General features: G+C 57.0%; 19 protein-coding genes and 1 pseudogene. 6 read left to right on the top strand and 14 right to left on the bottom strand.

The features are described 5' to 3' along the window. Window positions 1–233 precede the first annotated feature (233 nt). The 3 genes from BKX96_RS32165 to BKX96_RS32840 form a co-directional block, all read right to left on the bottom strand. Entirely contained in the window at window positions 234–362 is a 129-nt protein-coding gene (locus BKX96_RS32165; protein WP_256721430.1) for a c-type cytochrome, read from the bottom strand. Window positions 363–681: 319 nt separating this feature from the next. After that, window positions 682–960 (bottom strand): muconolactone Delta-isomerase family protein, encoded by a 279-nt coding sequence (locus tag BKX96_RS09290; protein WP_077183537.1) that lies wholly within the window; start codon window positions 958–960, stop codon window positions 682–684. Between the two features lie 141 nt (window positions 961–1,101). Further along, window positions 1,102–1,275 carry a hypothetical protein gene (locus BKX96_RS32840; protein WP_179092138.1) on the bottom strand — a complete coding sequence of 58 codons (174 nt, stop codon included), beginning with the start codon at window positions 1,273–1,275 and terminating at the stop codon, window positions 1,102–1,104. Between the two features lie 118 nt (window positions 1,276–1,393). Here BKX96_RS32840 and BKX96_RS09285 point away from each other — a divergent pair, with 118 nt between their 5' ends. Beyond that, window positions 1,394–2,575, top strand: coding sequence for an MFS transporter (locus BKX96_RS09285; protein ID WP_077183534.1), 1,182 nt, complete (start codon window positions 1,394–1,396; stop codon window positions 2,573–2,575). Between the two features lie 374 nt (window positions 2,576–2,949). Here the strand turns inward: BKX96_RS09285 and BKX96_RS09280 are convergent, their stop codons facing one another. Then, window positions 2,950–4,077: an alkene reductase gene (locus BKX96_RS09280; protein ID WP_077183532.1), complete on the bottom strand. Its 1,128-nt coding sequence runs from the start codon at window positions 4,075–4,077 to the stop codon at window positions 2,950–2,952. Between the two features lie 93 nt (window positions 4,078–4,170). Between BKX96_RS09280 and BKX96_RS09275 the strand changes: the two genes are divergently transcribed. From BKX96_RS09275 to BKX96_RS09265, 3 genes and pseudogenes are all read left to right on the top strand, one after another. Then, window positions 4,171–4,554 carry a winged helix-turn-helix transcriptional regulator gene (locus tag BKX96_RS09275; RefSeq protein WP_077183530.1) on the top strand — a complete coding sequence of 128 codons (384 nt, stop codon included), beginning with the start codon at window positions 4,171–4,173 and terminating at the stop codon, window positions 4,552–4,554. A gap of 73 nt (window positions 4,555–4,627) precedes the next feature. Then, window positions 4,628–4,732 (top strand): annotated as a pseudogene (locus tag BKX96_RS09270) (muconolactone Delta-isomerase family protein); the annotation flags it as partial. A gap of 35 nt (window positions 4,733–4,767) precedes the next feature. Next, entirely contained in the window at window positions 4,768–5,523 is a 756-nt protein-coding gene (locus tag BKX96_RS09265; protein WP_077183528.1) for an SDR family oxidoreductase, read from the top strand. Between the two features lie 86 nt (window positions 5,524–5,609). Here the strand turns inward: BKX96_RS09265 and BKX96_RS09260 are convergent, their stop codons facing one another. Continuing rightward, window positions 5,610–6,785: an MFS transporter gene (locus BKX96_RS09260; RefSeq protein WP_410454525.1), complete on the bottom strand. Its 1,176-nt coding sequence runs from the start codon at window positions 6,783–6,785 to the stop codon at window positions 5,610–5,612. 544 nt (window positions 6,786–7,329) lie between these two features. Here BKX96_RS09260 and nirA point away from each other — a divergent pair. Together nirA and BKX96_RS09250 are read left to right on the top strand one after the other, a co-directional pair. After that, complete coding sequence (gene nirA / locus BKX96_RS09255) at window positions 7,330–9,003, top strand: nitrite reductase NirA (protein ID WP_077183524.1); 1,674 nt, start codon at window positions 7,330–7,332, stop codon at window positions 9,001–9,003. Beyond that, window positions 9,000–9,503, top strand: a complete 504-nt coding sequence (locus BKX96_RS09250) for a DUF934 domain-containing protein (protein WP_077183522.1) — start codon at window positions 9,000–9,002, stop codon at window positions 9,501–9,503. The genes nirA and BKX96_RS09250 overlap by 4 nt, the downstream gene beginning before the upstream one ends. A gap of 61 nt (window positions 9,504–9,564) precedes the next feature. Here the strand turns inward: BKX96_RS09250 and BKX96_RS09245 are convergent, their stop codons facing one another. The 9 genes from BKX96_RS09245 to gcvA all read right to left on the bottom strand — a co-directional run bounded on the left by BKX96_RS09245 (window position 9,565) and on the right by gcvA (window position 16,953). Next, window positions 9,565–9,933, bottom strand: coding sequence for a cobalamin-dependent protein (locus BKX96_RS09245; protein ID WP_077183520.1), 369 nt, complete (start codon window positions 9,931–9,933; stop codon window positions 9,565–9,567). A gap of 127 nt (window positions 9,934–10,060) precedes the next feature. Continuing rightward, the gene (locus BKX96_RS09240) at window positions 10,061–11,266 is read right to left on the bottom strand and encodes a CaiB/BaiF CoA transferase family protein (RefSeq protein WP_077183518.1); all 1,206 of its coding nucleotides are present in this window, start codon (window positions 11,264–11,266) and stop codon (window positions 10,061–10,063) included. Continuing rightward, window positions 11,256–11,666: a PaaI family thioesterase gene (locus BKX96_RS09235; RefSeq protein WP_077183516.1), complete on the bottom strand. Its 411-nt coding sequence runs from the start codon at window positions 11,664–11,666 to the stop codon at window positions 11,256–11,258. The genes BKX96_RS09240 and BKX96_RS09235 overlap by 11 nt, the downstream gene beginning before the upstream one ends. A gap of 18 nt (window positions 11,667–11,684) precedes the next feature. Further along, window positions 11,685–12,491, bottom strand: a complete 807-nt coding sequence (locus BKX96_RS09230; protein ID WP_077183514.1) for an enoyl-CoA hydratase/isomerase family protein — start codon at window positions 12,489–12,491, stop codon at window positions 11,685–11,687. A 10-nt stretch (window positions 12,492–12,501) separates the two neighbouring features. Next, entirely contained in the window at window positions 12,502–13,266 is a 765-nt protein-coding gene (locus BKX96_RS09225) for an SDR family NAD(P)-dependent oxidoreductase (RefSeq protein WP_077183512.1), read from the bottom strand. 1 nt (window position 13,267) lies between these two features. Beyond that, window positions 13,268–14,413, bottom strand: coding sequence for a thiolase family protein (locus BKX96_RS09220; protein WP_077183510.1), 1,146 nt, complete (start codon window positions 14,411–14,413; stop codon window positions 13,268–13,270). Beyond that, window positions 14,410–14,769 (bottom strand): Zn-ribbon domain-containing OB-fold protein, encoded by a 360-nt coding sequence (locus BKX96_RS09215; RefSeq protein WP_077183508.1) that lies wholly within the window; start codon window positions 14,767–14,769, stop codon window positions 14,410–14,412. Before BKX96_RS09215 ends, BKX96_RS09220 begins: the two co-directional genes overlap by 4 nt. Window positions 14,770–15,014: 245 nt before the next feature. Beyond that, the gene (locus BKX96_RS09210; RefSeq protein WP_077183506.1) at window positions 15,015–15,953 is read right to left on the bottom strand and encodes an NAD(P)-dependent oxidoreductase; all 939 of its coding nucleotides are present in this window, start codon (window positions 15,951–15,953) and stop codon (window positions 15,015–15,017) included. Between the two features lie 94 nt (window positions 15,954–16,047). Next, on the bottom strand, window positions 16,048–16,953 hold the full coding sequence (gene gcvA / locus BKX96_RS09205) for a transcriptional regulator GcvA (RefSeq protein ID WP_077183504.1): 906 nt from the start codon (window positions 16,951–16,953) through the stop codon (window positions 16,048–16,050). Between the last annotated feature and the right edge of the window lie 185 nt (window positions 16,954–17,138).

Below are 17,138 nucleotides of genomic sequence, written 5' to 3'. Positions count from 1 at the left end.
TGCTTCTCTGATTGAGCATGTTGCTTGCCTATGCATAGCAAGTGGGCATGGGCGGTGACGCATGAACTCGCGCCTTAAAGAACGGCCGGCGTTGTGCGACTTGGCAAATGCTCGAACAAGGCTACAGCACCATGTCCATGCGCACATTTACTACCATTTTCCCAGCAAATGGGAATTGCTTGAACAGGTGCTGACGTTGGTGTTGCAGGAGCGACTCGACGCGTGGCAAGCCTTCAAACCGAACCCACCTTGTGCCACGCGGAGCGCAGATAAGTAACCACGTCGGCCACGTCCTGGTCTTTCAGCACGGTGCGAAAACCGGGCATGGAGAAGGGGGGGCCTTTAAGGGTGACGTTGATCAACGAAGATGGATCCGGCTCCAGCACTCTCGCCAGGTATTCGCCGGTATTGGCAAGCGTACAGTCGGTGACTGCGAATGCAGGCGCAAGTATTCCTTATCTGGCGTTGACAAGGTCTACTCTGCGGAGTGCGCTTTAGCTGGAAATTCGGCACGGCTGCTTATGCCCTCTGCAAAAATGCCCAGGAAAGCTTTTTCCAGACGGTTGTGCGTGGGTCACACTAAACCGCGAGGATTCAGCATCCAACGCTACCAGTGCAGGGCAGCAGTGAATTCGGACTACACACCACTTGAACACAGGAACTTGAGTGGTATTTCAGCCGTCATCTTATTGCCGCCGGGTGCTTGCACAACGGTGTTATTTCGAGCGCCATGAATGGGAACAACGGCAAAGCGCTCAGGATTGCGTGAAGCTCGTCGATACTGTCGACATCGAAAACACTTACGTTTGCCCACTTTCCAGCCACACGCCATAGATGTGGCCACTTCCCTTGGTGCTGTAATTCTTGCGCTTGCTTGACCTCTAAGGCGCTGAGGTTTCGAATCGTTTCCTGATCCGCGTCATGCGGAATGTTGATCTGGATGTATACATGAAACAGCATAGGTATCTCCTGTCTGAGGGCGCATGTACGCCGATCAGCATTTGTTTACAAACCGGTCAACCTTTATCGTCGTTCCGCGGCAGACGAGGCGGGCAGGGTGGATTTCATTACAGAAGAAAGTAGAGGATGGTTCAACTGATTTTATGGCGTTGGAAGATTGAGAAAAAACCAATCGTTAGTGAGGTAACGGAACGAAAAAGAACCTGGAAACGGGCGGGGATAAGCATCTGAAACCACAATCGCGACATTATTGCCGGGGTTTTTCTTTGGAAAATCATTTAGCAGATCCACTCGCTTGGCGTCGCTGAGGTTCATTATCAACGCTCAACGCTTGTGAAAATTTGCACATGAACTCCGCGCTCGTGGGCATATGTAAATCAAAGAGCACTGTTTATGCTGCCTGCACTACGGGAATTTATGCGGAGTGTTACCGATGAGTATCGAAGTGAAAGCTGACAACACGCTGGGCGTTATGCGGGCCGCTTGGGTAATCACGGCAATATTTATACTTTCCAATGCTGCAACACCGTTATATGGAATTTGGCAGGATGAATTAGGGTTTGCGTCGGGAATACTGACTGTTATTTTCGGATGTTACATTCTCGGGTTGTTAATGACGTTAATTGTTGCTGGTCAACTTTCGGATCACTATGGGCGCAAAGCAATGTTGCTGCCATGCATTGTGATAGCCCTCGCAGCCGCAATGTTATTTGAGGCGGCTCAAAGCGTCTTCGTCCTGATGCTTGCGCGCTTCCTGACAGGCGTATCAGTGGGTATCGTTGTCTCTGCGGGTATGGCCAATGTAGTTGAACAGACCTCTTCCCATCGTAAGCATTTCGCGTCGTTAATGGCCTCTGTTGCCATGGTCGCAGGTGCGGGCTCGGGACCTTTGCTAGCGGGGGTAATAGCCCACTACTGCGCTGATCCGATTCGCCTGGTCTTCAACACTGAAATCCTGCTGTTGTTGCTCGCGCTGGTCGCCGTTCTTCGCCAACCCCATCGCAAGTTGGGTGCAGGAACGTTCCGTCCCAAGCTTCCCTCTATACCAAAGCAGAGCATCGGCATTGTCTTGCTGGGCGTGACCTTTTTCGGGCCCGGGATCACAGCTACGTCTTTTGTGCTTTCGTTGGGACCGAAGATGCTCGCGACATTTTTACATACCAATCAACCCCTCCTGAGCGGTGTGATGGCGTTTTTCATGTTTCTTACCGCGGTGTTCGTGCAATTTGCGATGAAGCCATTCAGCGTTAAAAAGATGTTTTTGCTCAGCGGGCTCTCGACGATTTCAAGCATGCTGGGTCTGTGGTTTGCACTGCACTTTGGCTCTGCGGCGTGGCTTCTGGTAGGCGCTTTGTTTGCCGGAGCGGGTCAAGGTCTGGGGCAATTGGGCGGGTTGACGCTGATTGCCGATAATGTGTCGGCCAATCGTCGAGCTGAGGCGAATGCGATATTCAATATCGGCGGTTACATACCAGCCGGCATCATTCCAGTAGCCACGGGTTTCCTCATTGAATTTTTTGGTTTGGAAATGGGAGTGACTGCCTTGGCTTGTTTTATTGCCAGCAGTGCTCTGCTGGCCCTGGGCGGCTTGGCAAAGTCTGCGAAGGTCGCTTGATCGAGTGATGTTCATTTCCACAAAAAAAAGCGGGAGGCAACTCCCGCCTTTTTTATTCAACCTGTCCCGTCCTGGATAAGGTTTAAACCTTCTTCTCTGTGATCTAACACCGACTGAACCAAAGCAGTGATTTATAACTTTGCTCGTTACCTTGCCCAAGCTCCCTAGATTCACCGGGGGATGCGAAAGCTGTGGTCTCTGCCTGCGCAATCAATCCAAAAAAATCCCAGCATTGAAAGTATTCAATGTTTGTTCACCCTGAACCCAGAATGGGTGAAACCGCTTTTGGTCTTCATTGTCTTGCTGCGACGTTCATTGGCTGAGAGATTGCTCGGTTATTCATGCAAGGTGTGATTTGGTGGACGCGTAACGACTTATTCGAAATATGGAAAGTCGGTATAGCCCTTCTCACCGTCGCGTGTATAGAAGGTGCCATGATGAGCTTCAGCGAGCGGCCAATTGTTTGACATGCGATCCACCAAATCAGGATTGGCAATGAAAGGTCTGCCGAAAGCTATCAGGTCTGCCCAGCCGTCATCCAATGCCGCCTGAGCCGCGTGTTTATCAAATCCTCCACACCAGATCAATGTTCCCTGAAAGGCTTCGCGCACCTCGCGCACCAAGTCGTCACTGAGATTGATTTCGTTAAACTCACTGTCCACCGTGTTGCCCGCAGGTAGCGGTTGGTAAACGACATGCAGATAGGCAATCTCACGGCGATTCAACTCGCTGCACAGGTACAGCAATGTTTCTTCAACGAATGGATCAGACGGCATGCTATTGAATTTTCCGAAGGGGGAGACGCGAACGCCGACCTTGCCGGCCCCTAGTTCCCGAATCGCTATATCGACCACATCCAGCAGCAGACGCGTGCGTGTTTGCGGTGTCTGCCCCCCGAACTCATCAGTGCGCGTGTTAAGGGTCGAGTTCATGAACTGATCGAAGAGATAACCATTGGCCCCGTGAATTTCCACTCCATCAAACTCGGCAGCCTTTGCGTTCCTGAAGGCGAGGGTGAACTCATCGAGCAGGCCTGCGACCTCGTCGGTCTCAATCTTGCGCGGAGTATCCGCGGGAACGAAAACCGCCTTGCCGGTACTGTCGTAGATAAATACTTCGGATTGTGCTGCCCTCTCATCGGTCGCACCACGTGGTGCCTCTCCGTTAGGTAGCATTGTGTGATGGGCCATTCTGCCGACATGCCAGATTTGCAGAAAAATCGTTCCGCCGCGCAGGTGGACTCGGTCGGTAACCAGGCGCCAACCTTGGGTCTGCTCCGCTGTATAAATGCCAGGAGTGCAAGCATAGCCCTTGCTAAACGCCGAGACATCGGTAGCTTCCGTAATGATCAGGCCAGCGCTCGCTCGTTGCGCATAATAGTCCGCCATCAGCGCATTGGGGACGTCTCCGCTGGAGGTGCGCGATCTGGTCATCGGGGCCATGACGACGCGGTTTTTCAGTTTGCGGGTACCTAGTGCATAAACCTTGAACAAGGAGGACATCTGAATTATCTCCAAAGTGGACTGGAGAACCAGATTAGTCAGCGCTTATTCTCCTATCTACACACCCTTTGGTATGCAAGATTAAATCGCCCTATGACCCTTACAAAATTGCTTCCCCGGCTACCCATCGAACGAACCCTTGGAATCATTTCAGGACGCTGGAAAGCAGTCATCATCCATGTATTGCTGGAGGGTCCCAAGCGAACGTGCGAGATAGAGGCTCAAATTACCGGCATCTCGCAGAAAGTCCTGATTCAGCAGCTCAAGGCGCTAGAAGAACACGGTATTGTTTCGCGAAAAACTTCTCTTGAAGAGCCGCAACGCGTCGATTACTCATTGACGCCATTGGGATTGAGTCTTCAACCGCTGATTTCGTCGCTTCAGGATTGGGGCCAGCAACATGCGCAAGAACTGGGGGACACCCATCGACTGATGTCGTGCGACGCGGTCGTGCGTTCGCTTGATGACCAGCGCTAGTGCGAGTCAAATATCGTTCTAAATGGAGAAAGCAGCTAGAGACCTACCGTTCATCAAACCTGAGGAGAGCATCATGCTGTTCCATGTGAAAATGACCGTGAGTTTGCCAGTCGACATGAACCCAGAACGCGCCGCCCAGCTCAAGGCCGATGAGATGGCCTTGGCCCAGCGCCCGCAGTAGCAAGGGAAGTGGTAGCACGATGAGGATCCATCATGACCAAGATTGCCATTGTTACCGGTGCAAGCCGGGGGCTCGGCCGAAACACTGCACTGAGCATCGCTCGCCACGGCAGTGACGTCATTGTTACTTATCAGAGCCGTGGTGAAGACGCTGAGGCTGTCGTCGCAGAAATCAAGGCCTTGGGGCGCAAGGCGATCGCCTTGCAACTCGATACAGGAAAAATTGCTGGTTTCGCGCCATTCGCTGAGCAGCTTCAGAAGGCATTACGCGAGATCTGGCAGCGCGAAACATTCGATCATCTGGTGAATAACGCTGGTCACGGTGATTATGCTCTGATCGAACAGACCAGTGAGGAGCAGTTCGACGGGCTGGTCAACGTCCATTTCAAGGGTGTTTTCTTTTTGACTCAGACGCTGCTGCCATTGATCGCCAATGGCGGCCGTATCATTAACCTATCCTCCGGGTTGACGCGGATTTCCTTTCCAGGCTATGCCGCTTATGCAGCCGTCAAGGGGGCGGTCGAGGTACTTTCGGTGTACATGGCCAAGGAGTTGGGTGGCCGTGGTATCGCGGTCAACACAGTGGCGCCGGGCGCAATCGAAACTGACTTTGGCGGCGGCGCCGTCCGCGACAATTCTGAGGTCAACAAATTGTTCGCGGATATGACCGCGCTCGGCCGCACCGGGCTACCGGACGATATTGGACCGATGATCGCGAGTCTGTTGTCTGAGGACAATCGCTGGGTCAACGCTCAGCGGATTGAAGTGTCCGGAGGCCAAGCGATATAAGTGGGATGATGATCGCGCTTCCCAAGAGTGGTTCATCAAGGTTCATGGGGTTGCGAAGTTGACAACCCCTCGGACCACGTCCCCCGTCAATCAGGCGCTGTATTTGCAGCGCTGGTTTCGTTCGGCTTGGGCGCTTTGCGAACCTCAATCAACAACATTTGCACGAGAACGACATTGATTAGCGCGAGGCCACCGAGGACCATCATGGTCACCGTTGCGCCGTATCGCTCCTGCAAGTACCCCCCAGCCAAAGGTGTCAATGCTTGCGCAATCAATGTGGGGCGAGCAATTCGGCCCAGTATGATCGGGTAGGTACGTGTACCGAACAGCGCTAGGGGCAAGGTGCCGCGAACGATGGAACGAATGCCACTACCAGCGCCGTAAAGCACGATGCCCAAAGCTGCCATCGGGGGTGACATGATCACGCACACCAGACCAAGCGCGACGAGAACCGAAGAACCTAACGCGCTCCAGATCGGGTGAGTTTGCCTGCCGATGAATATATCGATGGCGCGGGCACCCACTTGGCTGGGGCCGAGCAGTGCGGCAATACCCAGGGCTGCTGCGAGCGAGATGCCTTGCGCTTGTAGCACGGCGATCAGTTGGACCGAAATCGCGGTCATGATCACGGAGGCCAGGATGAAGCCTGCTGTCAGTAGCTTGAACATCCTTTCTTGCGCCACGTTCGATAAAGCTTGTTCGATGCCTGGGTGAGCCGTTGTTGTTTGTGTTGCGGGGACGTGTTTGGGAAACACAAACAGGTAGATCGGTAGTACCAGCAGCGCAAGTCCGGTGCTGTACACCAAACAGGTTTCACGCCAGCCGAAGCGCTCGATGAGGATGGCAATCAGCGGCCAGACTATGGTGGTACAGAACCCCGAAATCAGCGTGATCCGGGTGATCGCGCTGCGAGCGTTGTCTCCATAGAGTTGTCCCAGAGCGGCAAACAAAGGGTCGTAGAGTCCGACAGCCATTCCGACACCGATCACCACCCAGGCGAGAACAAAACAGGGCAGGTTGGGTGCGCTGGCGAGCAAGACCAGGCCCAGCGCGATGATGAGGCCACTACTTGCGAGGATCAGTCGACCACCGGCCCTGGCGACCCCGCGGCCGACCATCGGCGCCAGCAGCCCTGAGATCAGAATCCCTAGCGAAAGTGAACCGTACACCCATTGCTGCGACCAGCCCGTGTCCTTGACCACCGGCCCTGCCAGCATCGCCATTAAAAAGAATGAACCGCCCCAGACCATAATCTGTGCGATGGCCAATAAAACGGAAACAGCGACTGTTGGTTTTGGGTGCGGGTCTGTCACTGACATACTCGAAGGGCATAAAAAGAGTGATCGGGCATTCGATGCCGCATTCTTGTCGCAAGGCGGGCTCGCTCGCTAGCCCGAAAAAGTGCGGATACCGTCCGTAAAAATGCACATCCTTTACCGTGTACTGGCTCGGTTTTCAACGCAGGACACCACGAACTCATCACCGCCTGGACGGCCGGGGATTACGAATTTTCGTACATCTACGGGAGTGCACGGTTCATTGAAGGGATCAGATAAGCAATTAAAAGCCATCACATATTGATTTGAGTATTGGTGGGGGATGTGGCGGTTGCTCCACGTCAGAACAGACGCGCCAAGCTGTAAAAAAAACAATATCAGTTATGCCACGAGTGCCGGATGGATTGCACCAGATCTGATCCGGTTTTTTATGCGTGACCTGATTCTGTAATGAATATCAGTGCAAGCGCATATTGACCCCATCGAAGTTGCCCCGTGTGAGAGGGCAAACACTGATGAGGACCCGAGCATGTATCAATACGACGACTACGACCGTGCACTGGTGCTGGAGCGCGTAGAGCAATTTCGCGATCAGGTCGAACGCTATCAGGCGGGCGAGTTGAGCGAAGAAGAGTTTCTGCCGCTGCGTCTGCAGAACGGTCTGTATATGCAGAAGCATGCCTATATGCTGCGGGTCGCAATTCCCTACGGCACTCTGTCGGCGCGGCAGTTGCGCACCCTGGCGCGAATCGCTCGCGACTATGATCGCGGCTACGGGCATTTCACCACCCGGCAAAACCTGCAGTACAACTGGATCGAGCTGCATCAGGTACCCGAGATTCTGCAGCACCTGGCACAAGTGGACATGCATGCGATCCAGACCTCGGGAAATTGTGTGCGCAATATCACCACCGAAGCCTTTGCCGGCGTCGCGGCCGATGAATTGATGGATCCTCGACCATTGGCAGAAATCCTGCGCCAGTGGTCAACGATTAACCCGGAGTTTCTGTATCTGCCGCGCAAATTTAAGATTGCCATCTGTTCTGCAAAACAGGATCGCGCGGCGATCATGATGCACGACATCGGCCTGTACCTGTATGCCGACGAAGCAGGCCATATGCGCTTGCGAGTAATGGTCGGCGGTGGATTGGGACGAACTCCGATCTTGTCGCAGCAGATTCGGGAAGACCTGCCCTGGGAGCATTTGCTGTCTTATGTCGAAGCGGTGCTGCGGGTCTACAACCGCCACGGACGGCGTGACAACAAGTACAAGGCCCGAATCAAGATCCTGGTCAAGTCGCTGAGCATCGAAGCTTTCGCTGCTGAAGTCGAACAGGAATGGCAGCAAATCAAAGATGGTCCGGCGCAACTGACTGAAGTCGAATACCAGCGTGTTGCCCGTGCTTTTGTCGCGCCGGCGTATCAATCCCTGAGTGATACCACGCTGAGTTTTGGCAGTGAGCTGATGGCTTTTCCTAACTTTGCACGCTGGGTCTCGCGTAATACCCAGGCGCATAAAGTCCCTGGCTACGTGAGTGTCGTACTGTCGACAAAACCCGGGGCGGATACTCCGCCTGGTGACTTGACGGCAGTACAGATGGAGGCGGTAGCTGGCTGGTCGGAGCTTTTCGGTTTCGGTGAGATACGTATCGCTCATGAGCAGAACCTGATTTTACCGGACGTGCGCAAAAGCGATTTGTTCGCTTTGTGGATGCTGGCCTGCGATCACGGTCTGGGGGTGGCCAATGCTGGCTTGTTGACTGACATCATTGCCTGCCCCGGTGGCGATTTTTGCGCCTTAGCCAATGCTCGCTCGCTACCCATTACCGCTGCGATCCAGGCGCGGTTCAATGACCTGGACTTCCTGCATGACCTGGGTGATTTCAGCTTGAACATTTCTGGCTGCATAAATGCTTGCGGTCATCACCACATCGGCAATATAGGCATCCTTGGGGTCGATAAAAACGGCATGGAGTGGTACCAGATCACCCTGGGTGGCGCGCAGGGCAAAGCGGCGGCATTGGGCAAAGTGATCGGTCCGTCGTTCAGCGCCGAGCAAATACCGGATGTTATCGAGCGCATCGTCGACACCTTCGTCGACTATCGCGAAGTCGATGAAAACTTCATCGATACGTTCTCCCGCATCGGTATCGAGCCGTTCAAGGAGCGGGTTTACCCAAAATACGCGGAGGCCGTGGCATGAACAACTTGCTGATGTTGTGCGAAGGCGGTGCTCGCCATGTTCTGGATGACCAGTGGACCCTGATCCGCGACATCGATGGCGAACTCCCGGCCGGCCCGCTGATCCTGCCACTCGCGCGTTGGCGCCAGAGACAGGAGAAGGGCACGCTGCAGGCCATCAGTCTGGATGGCGTTTGGCTTGGCCCCGATGATGATTTGGAAAGCCTTGAAATGTGGCTGGATGTATTGCCGCTTATCGCCCTGGATTTCCCCAGCTTTCGCGACGGACGCGGCTACAGCCAGGCGTATCTGCTGCGCACGAGGCTGGGCTGGGAGGGCGAGTTGCGCGCAATCGGCGATGTGCTGCGCGATCAGCTCAGCCACATGCGCCAGTGCGGTTTCACCAGCTTTGCCGTGCGTGAAGACAAATCCTCTGAAGATGCCCTTAAAGGACTGGCTGGTATGAGCGTGCTGTATGGGCGTTCGGTGATTGAGCCGCGGCCGTTGTTTCGGCGTCGTTGAACCTTTCCGCATTCGGTACGCTGGCTTGAACTGATTGTTGCTCGACAAGGCTCATCAACTGTTAGGCAGCACATCGACCCCTGGACCGAAGACGGCACTGACACCCTGCTTGGTGAGTGAGGCGATGTCCCGATTGCGCAATGATCCCGCCCAGCACCACGGGGACGTCGATGCGCCGCCGACACAGATATTCGAGCAGGCCGTAGAGTATTTCGTTGTGCACGCCCGCCAGGCTGGAAAACCCGATCAGGTCGATCGGCCCGGCGCCGTCCTTGGACGCCAGCAATTCAGTGGGGCTCTGAAACAGTGGCAGCATCGTGACCCGAAATCCTGCTTCGACGAGTACTGAGTTGATCAAGCGGATCCCGCGATCATGGCCATCCAGGCCCAGCTTTCCGAGCAGTACTTGTGGCGGTCGGCCATGATGCATCGTAAACCGTGAAGAAGCCCGCGACATGTGCAGCGAGTTTCAATAACGGAGTGTTTTGCAGAAAAGAAAAACCCCGGGCCCTTTCAGCGCATCGCGAAGAAAGGGCCCGGGGTTTAGCCACTGGCGATCAGAGGGGTTCGCTACAGTGCAACGCCTGCGATGCCTCCAGCGCGGCGATCTGCGCTTCGGAAAACGCAAAGTCGCGCAGCACCGAGCGAGAATGTTCACCGTTTTGCGGGGCTGGCGCATAGGGCGTTTGCGCAGCCTGCACGCTGTTGATGGGAAACCCCGGGACGCGCACGGCGCCATGAACAGGATGGTTGAGCTCAACCAGCATGCCATTGCTGGCGAGCTGCGGATGCTTCATCAGATCGCTGTAGTCGGCCACCTTCGAGCAGAGAATGTCCGCTTCATGCAATACCTGCAGCCAATGAGCCGTTGGCTTGCTCATGAACACGTCCGTCAGTGCTGCGCACATTTCGGCGCGGTGGATGACCCGTTGCGCGGAGCTGACGAAGCGTGGGTCGGTAATCCATTCTTCGTGGTTCAGCACCTTGCACAATGTCGGCCAGCGGTTGCCGTTGTAGGCCGCAACCATCAGCCATCCATCCTCGGTCTGGAAGGCTTCGTTGGGAGCCGAGTAGGGTGCGCCGCTGCCGATGCGAGTCGGCAACTTACCATCGCTCAGATAACTGGTGATGGACGACTGTTGCAGTGCCAGCGCCGAGTTCAAAAGGCTGACATCCAGATGGCCGCCCAGCCCATCGTGCTGACGGGCGTGTAGCTTGGCCAATACGGCCATGCAGGCCATGTAGCCGGTGACTACGTCCACCACTGGAGCCTGCACTTTGCAGGGGGCCGAGCCTGGCGTGCCAATCAGGCTCATCAGTCCGGAATCCGCTTGTAGAATCCCGTCGACACCCGCCCGGTCCGAATAGGGACCTTCCTGGCCGTAGGCCGAGATTGAGCAATAGATCAGGTCAGGCTTGAGCGCGGCCAGGGTTTCATAACCCAGGCCCAGCCGGGTCATCACGCCCGGGCGCATGCTTTCGATCAGCACGTCGGCTTGCAGTACCAGCCGTTTGATGACCTCGATGCTGTCGGGATGCTTTAGGTCCAGGCCGATGCATTGCTTGCCACGGTTGAAAGCGTGGTAAAGCGCGCTGTCTTCGCCCACCCAGGCCGGCCCTAGGGTGCGCCCCAACTCTCCTTCGCGGGGTTCGACCTTGATCACCCGCGCCCCCATGTCGGCCAGCAGCATGGTCGCCGTAGGGCCTGCGGCGATCTGGGTGAAATCGAGGACGGTGAGACCGTCCAGTGCGTTACGTAACATGATTATCTCCTCGGATCGACGCCCGGGGTTTCTTGAAGGTGCCTTGGGCGGTGGCCAGAAGAACGCCGGTATCGGACAGCAGTTCGGCTTCGGCGAAGTACAGGCTCCTGCCGGCGCGGCGAACCCGGCCCAATGCGCTAACGCTGCCCTCGAATGCCGGTTGCAGGTAGGCAATGTTCAACATCGCGGTGAGTCCATGGATCTCCGCCTCGCCTTCGTCGCTGTGCAGGCCTGCATAGCCGCAAGCGGCGTCCATCAACGTGGCGATCATCCCGCCGTGCAAGGCGCCCTGGCGGTTGAGATGGTGCTCGGCGATGTGCAGCTGGAATTCGGCCTCTCCGGGCACCCAGCGGATCAACTTGACGCCCAGGCCCTGAAGGAAGGGATTGTGCAATTGCATGATCGCTCCTCGGGCCGCCTAGCGGCCCTTGTACTGCGGTACACGTTTCTCGGCAAAGGCTTGACGGCCCTCGATGCGATCTTCGGTATCGCGCAGCACCCCCCAATACAACTCGGTCAAACGCTGGGCATCGCGGTCGCTGAGGTGCGCTGTGCTGCGTGACAAGGTCTGCAGTGCCTGTATGGCCAGGGGCGCCTGCTGTGCAATGCGCTCGGCGAGTTCCATGGCGCGCGCCAGCAATGCATCGTGGCTGTCCAGCCGCTCGGAGATCAGGCCGATACTCAGTGCCTGATGGGCATCGATGCGTTGCCCGGTCAAGGCCATCTGCATGGCAGGGGCCGCCGGTATCGCCCGCATCAGCCGATGCAATCCACTGACGGCAGGGATAGAGCCCACGGCAGCCTCGGGCAGCCCGAAGGAGGCGCTGCTGCTGGCGATGCGCAGGTCGCATTGCAACGCCAGCTCAAGGCCACCGCCCAGGCAGTGACCGTTCACAGCGCCAATCAGCGGCTTGTGCAGGTCAAGGTCGGTGAGGTCCATCAAGCGGATGTACAGGCCGGCATCCGCCGCAGGTTCATTGGCCAGGAACAGCGCCTGGGCATATGAGGCGGACGAGGAACGGGTACTTTTAAGGTCTGCGCCGACGCAGAACGCCCGCTCGCCGGCGCCGGTGATGACGGCGACACGCAGCGCATGGTTGTCGCGCACATGCACCAGGTGCTCACGAAGGGCCTGGAGCGCGTCCAGGTCCAGGGCATTCAAGGCCTGCGGGCGATCAAGGGTGATCAGCGCAATCGCCCCCTGTATTTGCATAGAAACTGACATGGCGCTCACCTCAGACACTGGCTGACGACAGACTGCGTCCGCCACAGACATACAAGGTTTGTCCGGTCACATAGGAACTGGCCGGGTCGAGGAAAAACTCCACGGCGCTGGCGATGTCCTCGGGGGTACCAATGCGTTTTACCGGCACGGTTTCCTTAAGTTTTGTCTGAACGTCAGGGGCGAAGCTCTGGAACAGCGGGGTATCGACAATGCCGGGCGCGATGGCGTTGACAGTGATGCCCTTGGCGGCGAACTCGATGGCCAGGCTGCGGGTCAGGCTCACCACGCCGCCCTTGGCCGCCGAGTAGTTGGCCTGGCCAAAACCGCCTAGCCAGGCCCTGGAAGACATGTTGACGATACGGCCGAAGCCTTTTTCCAGCATCAACGGCAGGGCGGCCTTGCAGCAGAGGAATTGAGCGCGCAGGTTGGTATCGACTACCAGGTCCCAGTCCTGCTCGGTCATGCTCAGGAAACGCTTGTCCCTGACCACACCGGCGTTATTGACCAGAAAGTCGAGCGACCCGTGGGCTTCGTGGATCCGTGCAAACGCCGCAGTGACAGCCTCACCTTCGGTCAAGTCCAGCGCAATGCCAGCGACCTTCAACCCTTGCCCCGTCAAGGCATCAACGCTACCGGCCAAGGCGGCTTCGTCGCGATCCAGCAGATAGACAAACACGCCCTGGCGCGCCAATCGCTCGGCGATTGCCAAGCCGATGCCGCGAGCGGCGCCGGTGATGGCGGCGACCTGTGTGGCAGTGAAGTTTCGTGTGCTCATCTCAAACTCCCAGAATGTGGACGGCAGAGGCAGCGTGATCGACGCCGGCGATGCCTCCACCGGTGCATTGAGCCAGGCCCAGCTTCGGTGTACCGGCCTGGCGGCTGCCGGCACGCCCTTGCAATTGCCAGGTCAGCTCGACCATTTGTGCGACGCCAGTGGCGCCTAGTGGATGGCCCTTGGCAAGCAGACCGCCACTGGGGTTGACTGGTACGCGGCCGCCAAGGGCGGTGGCACCGGAGTGCAACAACGACACGGCTTCGCCCGGTGCCGCCAGGCCGAGGGCTTCGTAATAGAGCAATTCGGCGATAGTGAAGGCGTCATGCAGTTCGACCACGCCGATATCAGCGGGCGCCACACCGGCTTGCTCATAGGCCATGCGTGCCGCCCGCGCGGTGATTTCGGCATCGAGAATGTCGTCATCACCGGTTTCGCGCATGCCCGAGACAACGATCGACCCCAGCACCTTGACGGCTTTGGCCTGTGGTCCCGGCTGCGTTCCGAGCACCATTGCGGCAGCGCCATCGACTTGCGACGGGCAGCACTGCAACAGGGTCAGCGGGTCGGCGATCATCCGCGAACTCAGCACCTGTTCCAGGGTGACTTCGGTACGCTGCTGCGCATATTCATTGAGCGAACCATGGTGGCGGTTTTTCACGGCGATAGCCGCGAGGTCGGCTGGTTTGGCATCGCGCTCATGGATAAAACGGGTGGCACGCATGGCGTACACCGCAGGCAGGACCATACCGGCGGTGGCGTACAGGTCGGTCATGCGATCGTTGCGCTGCATGGGGATGGTGCCGCCGCCCAGCGCGGTCAATTGCTCGATGCCAAACACCAGTACCCGCTCGTATTGCCCGGCCAGAAGTGCATGCCGAGCCAGGTGGACCGCCGTGGCGCCGCTGGCGCAGGCGTTTTCGATGTTGTAGACCGGAATGCCCTTGAGGCCCAGGTCACGCAGGATCACCTGGCCGAGAATCATTCCGCCCAACACATTGGCGCAATAAACCGCCTGGATGTCGGCCAGGGCAATGCCGGCGTCGGCCACCGCGTCAAGAATCGCTCGCTGGGCAAGCTCCGGTGCCATCACACCAACGTGGCGGCCAAATGGCGTCATCGCCGCGCCCATTACATGCATCTGGGTCATGGACGTACCTCCAGGGATTCGAATACGTAGCCAAAAGTCTCGTCGGCAATCACACGGCATTTTTCGCCAATGAACGGACGGCCGCTGCTGCCATTGAGGCGGCCGAACAGGCGGACCGGACCGGGCAGGTCGACGTAGGCCAGAACGAAGGGGGTCAAGCCGCTCTTGGGGCTGGGGTGCATGATGGTGAAGCTATACACGCGGCCTTCCACGCTCAGGGTGGTGTCCTGGAACTGATCGGCCAGGGGCGATTCTGCAGGTACCGCGGGAAAGAAGATTTCGTCAGTGCCCAGATGTCGTGAGGCAGCAAGAGCGGGCGGTGTGGTGGATGCCCAGATGGGTGACGGACTGTTCATGTGACCTCCTGTTTTTATCGACGCTCGATAGCGAACGTCTGGAGGTATGTTCGGATACGCCTCAATGGGCGACAAACGATATAAAAACGCGGTTGAATTGAGAAAAAATCAAACCAGGAGCGGTAGAGGGGCGCGTTGAGAAACGCCCACGCAGGCGGCCTTACCGGCCCGCCTGGTATATTTTACGCCTTGAAACCCGTCAGCGAAGACAGCTTTCCTTCATCCAGAAAAGGAGGAGGGTGAGGCTATGACGAGGTACGCCCCCCGATGGTGGCGCCGGCCATTTTTTCGAGCACTTTGACTACATGGGTCATGTCGCGGGCCGGGTCACCTTCGCTCATGGCCTGATCGAAGAACTGCTTGACCACTGCGCAGGTGAAGGCCGATGTGCCGACGTTTTCCGCCTCGGCGAGGAACAGCCGTATATCCTTGCGCATCAGGTCCAGGCGAAAGCCGAAATCGAATTCGCGCTGCATCACGGTACCGGCCAGTATCTGTTCACTGCTGAAACTGCGGGCGGTACTTGCGTTGAGCATTTCCAGCATCTGCCCTGGTTCTAGCCCGGACTTGATACCGAATAGCAGTGCTTCGCTGGTGGCCACCAGAGTGGCTCCAACGATCATGTTGTTGACCAGCTTCAAGGTCTGGCCCAGGCCTGGCGTTGTGCCGATATGTTCGACTTTTTTGCCGAAACAGGCGAACACCGGCTCGCACTGTTGGAAAGCGGTCTGGTCACCCCCGACCATCACCGACAGGGTCCCATTGACTGCGCCTGTCACGCCACCGGCCAAGGGCGCGTCCAATGCCTGGATACCGCGTTTACGCAACGCCTGCTCCACGCGCCTGGCCATACTCGGACCGGTGGTGGAGTGGTCCACCAGGATTTTCACCAGTTCACCGTGGATGACCCCGTTGTCGCCCAGCACTACGTGCTCGACGATATCCGGGGTCGGCACGCAAATCAGTACGATCTGGGCGTGATCGGCGACTTCGCGGGGGCTGGCGTGGTTGCGCGCTCCGCGTGCGAGCAAGGGTGCCAATACTTGCGGGTTGGGATCGAAGAGGCTCAGGCCATAGCCGTTGTCCAGCAGGTGGTGGGCCATTTTCTGACCCATTGCGCCTAACCCGATAAAACCGATGGTTTCGTTCGATGCAGAGTCGCAATGCTTAGGAAGATTGCTCATGGCGTGTCGACCTTATTATTGGGAAGACACCATACTAGGTGCGCGGATTTCCCTGCGACAAAGGAGTTATTGGCCTGTTTTGGTTGAAAAAAACTCAAGCGCCTTCGCGGGTCAAACGTGCCTGTTCGAGGATCCACTCGCGAAAAACCCGCGTGTCATCGCTTTCTTCGCGGTGTTTTGGCGTGAGCAGATAATAGGTGTACACGCCCATGTCGACAATTTGCTCGAAAGGCCTGATCAGGGTGCCGTCCCGCAGCTCTTTCTCAACCAGGAACAACTGCGCCATGGCAATTCCCTGGCCACCGGCGGCAGCGGCATAGACCATCGAAGAACTCTGATATGACATGCCAGCAAGCGCATCGACGTCTCGGCTAACACCGCATGCCTCCAGCCAGTAGCGCCAGTCCTCGGGTCTGGCGATCGAGTGCAGCATGGTGTACTGCGCGATGTCGGCGGGTGTGTTCAGGCCCGGCCCGTGTTGCAAAAGCGAAGGGCTGCAGACAGGTGCAAGGCGGTTGTCGCTCAACACGTAACAATTGCAATTAGGCCATTCGCCGGAACCAAGACGGATCGCGGCATCGATGTCTTCCTTGTAAAAGTCGACCGGCTCGAGCGATGCAGTCAACAACACTTCGATCTTGGGATGTTCGGCGTGAAAGCTGGCCAGCCTGGGTATCAACCATTGCATGGCAAACGTGGTGTAGGCACGCACCTTGATTTGCCGACGCAAGGGCGGCGACATGAGTTTCTTCGTGGCACCGCGCAAGTCTTCGATCATCCTGGCCACCGCACGGAAATATTGTTCGCCGGAGGGGGTCAAGGTGATTTGCCGGTGCCCCCGGACAAACAGGTCGAGTCCTAGAAATTCCTCGAGCGCGCGGATCTGTCGACTGACCGCACCCGGCGTGACATTCAACTCATCGGCGGCATGGGTGATGCTCAAATGACGCGCTACGGACTCAAACGCGCGGATGGCATTCAGTGGCGGCAGTCGGTCCATGGAAGTCATCTCTTGTTGTTGGAAGTTACTGTATTGGAAAAAACGAGGACGCGGAGTGTATTTAATTGCCCGACGCATCCCAACAATAAAGTGAACGTTTGATAAAAGCTCAAGGCAGGCGCCCGTTTTAATCGATTGTCGTCCGGGGGCTGCGATTTCTACGATCGGCGCGCACGCGCCATCTG

Source organism: Pseudomonas putida (assembly GCF_001976065.1).
Lineage (GTDB): Bacteria > Pseudomonadota > Gammaproteobacteria > Pseudomonadales > Pseudomonadaceae > Aquipseudomonas > Aquipseudomonas serbica.
This window is presented reverse-complemented; position numbering and strand designations above follow the sequence as displayed.

Bases quoted from the DNA above. Each gene is read 5' to 3' on its own strand.
- BKX96_RS09280 (WP_077183532.1), bottom strand. From the start codon at position 4,077: ATGTCCTCCTTGTTCAAGGTTTATGCACTAGGTACCCGCAAACTGAAA.
- BKX96_RS09250 (WP_077183522.1), top strand. From the start codon at position 9,000: ATGAACAACTTGCTGATGTTGTGCGAAGGCGGTGCTCGCCATGTTCTG.
- BKX96_RS09275 (WP_077183530.1), top strand. From the start codon at position 4,171: ATGACCCTTACAAAATTGCTTCCCCGGCTACCCATCGAACGAACCCTT.
- BKX96_RS09220 (WP_077183510.1), bottom strand. From the start codon at position 14,413: ATGACCCAGATGCATGTAATGGGCGCGGCGATGACGCCATTTGGCCGC.
- BKX96_RS09230 (WP_077183514.1), bottom strand. From the start codon at position 12,491: ATGTCAGTTTCTATGCAAATACAGGGGGCGATTGCGCTGATCACCCTT.
- BKX96_RS32840 (WP_179092138.1), bottom strand. From the start codon at position 1,275: ATGAACCTCAGCGACGCCAAGCGAGTGGATCTGCTAAATGATTTTCCA.
- BKX96_RS09265 (WP_077183528.1), top strand. From the start codon at position 4,768: ATGACCAAGATTGCCATTGTTACCGGTGCAAGCCGGGGGCTCGGCCGA.
- BKX96_RS09245 (WP_077183520.1), bottom strand. From the start codon at position 9,933: ATGCATCATGGCCGACCGCCACAAGTACTGCTCGGAAAGCTGGGCCTG.
- BKX96_RS09215 (WP_077183508.1), bottom strand. From the start codon at position 14,769: ATGAACAGTCCGTCACCCATCTGGGCATCCACCACACCGCCCGCTCTT.
- BKX96_RS09285 (WP_077183534.1), top strand. From the start codon at position 1,394: ATGAGTATCGAAGTGAAAGCTGACAACACGCTGGGCGTTATGCGGGCC.
- BKX96_RS09240 (WP_077183518.1), bottom strand. From the start codon at position 11,266: ATGTTACGTAACGCACTGGACGGTCTCACCGTCCTCGATTTCACCCAG.
- nirA (WP_077183524.1), top strand. From the start codon at position 7,330: ATGTATCAATACGACGACTACGACCGTGCACTGGTGCTGGAGCGCGTA.
- BKX96_RS09235 (WP_077183516.1), bottom strand. From the start codon at position 11,666: ATGCAATTGCACAATCCCTTCCTTCAGGGCCTGGGCGTCAAGTTGATC.
- gcvA (WP_077183504.1), bottom strand. From the start codon at position 16,953: ATGGACCGACTGCCGCCACTGAATGCCATCCGCGCGTTTGAGTCCGTA.
- BKX96_RS09290 (WP_077183537.1), bottom strand. From the start codon at position 960: ATGCTGTTTCATGTATACATCCAGATCAACATTCCGCATGACGCGGAT.
- BKX96_RS09210 (WP_077183506.1), bottom strand. From the start codon at position 15,953: ATGAGCAATCTTCCTAAGCATTGCGACTCTGCATCGAACGAAACCATC.
- BKX96_RS09225 (WP_077183512.1), bottom strand. From the start codon at position 13,266: ATGAGCACACGAAACTTCACTGCCACACAGGTCGCCGCCATCACCGGC.